General features: G+C 66.5%; 1 protein-coding gene. It reads left to right on the top strand.

Translation table 11 applies throughout. The annotated features are described in order from the left end of the window. The first annotated feature begins 107 nt into the window (after positions 1–107). Positions 108–239 (top strand): hypothetical protein, encoded by a 132-nt coding sequence (locus tag NBZ83_RS32280; RefSeq protein ID WP_261571354.1) that lies wholly within the window; start codon positions 108–110, stop codon positions 237–239. Positions 240–1106 lie beyond the last annotated feature (867 nt).

The raw sequence follows: 1106 nt of genomic DNA, 5'->3' as shown, positions 1-1106 counted from the left end.
CCCGGGGTACTCCGCGAGGCATGGATCATCCATGGTGAGGGGGCTGTCCGGTGGCAGAGGCTGGGCGGCCAGAAGCAGCGGGCAGCGTGCGGCAGGGATGGGTGCGCATGCGGACGGCGGCCTCCGAGACGGCGGAGCCCGCCGTCCGCCTGGACCCACGCGGCGGTGACGGCGCCGGGCGGGAGCTGCGCGGATCGGGAGTGGTGGGGGTGGACGCGACCGGGAACGAGCGTCAGTGAGGGATCTTCGCGAACATCACCTTCCGTGAGGATCAAGGAGTGGGTGAAGCGGGCCACGCGTCCGTGATCCGGAGGGGAGCCGGGCCGTGAATGCGTGGTGAGACAGGACTGTGACAGATGGTCCATATGTTCTGCCGCCGGAACATATAAGTTGCTCATAGATGTAACAAATTACAAACAGGTAAATAAGATCGTCGATCTTCGGGGTGTCGAAGGAATCGTCCTCGGCGTGACCCGCGGACTCTTGGGTGATCGCCACATGTTGGCCGCATCCAGCTGAGTACGCGCGCAAAATAGGCACTATTCCGAGATCTCACAAGAGGCTCTACTGGTGACTTTGGCCCTTTTTGCCAAGTCTTGGCAACCAGACAATCCGTGTGCAACGCTGCGCAGCGTGCACATCCCGGCGCTGACAGCATGGTCCGCGTCGGGAGGTATCCATGGCCACCGGGTCCGTCACACCCGGTTGTCTCGAGCCCCTCGCTATCCGAGCTGTGTCGTAACGCTTTCGTAACATTCGATCTTCTTACTCACCGTCACCGTTCGCGGTGTCTCCACCCGGATCGGCGCGGCCGCCGCCTGCCCGTTCCCACCACCGGACACCCCGCGTCCCGTTCACGGATGTCGCCACCACCGTCACCGTCCGTTCGGCTGCCCAGGGCCGGACAGGCGAGGTGGCGACATCCGGCAGCCGACGCCCTGCGCGCGGCCCGGACCTCGACCCGTCACGTCGCTGTCCGAACAGCCGCCGCGGGGGCGTCGCACACACCCGCCGTGCCCGCGGTCCTCGCGTTCCCGTCGCGCGAAAGCCGCGGGCTGCTCACCGTGCCCACCCACGGACCCCGGAGCCCTCCATGCCCGGCCGGC

This window comes from Frankia gtarii (assembly GCF_025403375.1).
Classification (GTDB): Bacteria; Actinomycetota; Actinomycetes; order Frankiales; family Frankiaceae; genus Frankia; species Frankia gtarii.
This window is presented reverse-complemented; position numbering and strand designations above follow the sequence as displayed.

Excerpts from the sequence above, each read along its gene's own strand:
- NBZ83_RS32280 (WP_261571354.1), top strand. The coding sequence starts at position 108 with ATGCGGACGGCGGCCTCCGAGACGGCGGAGCCCGCCGTCCGCCTGGAC.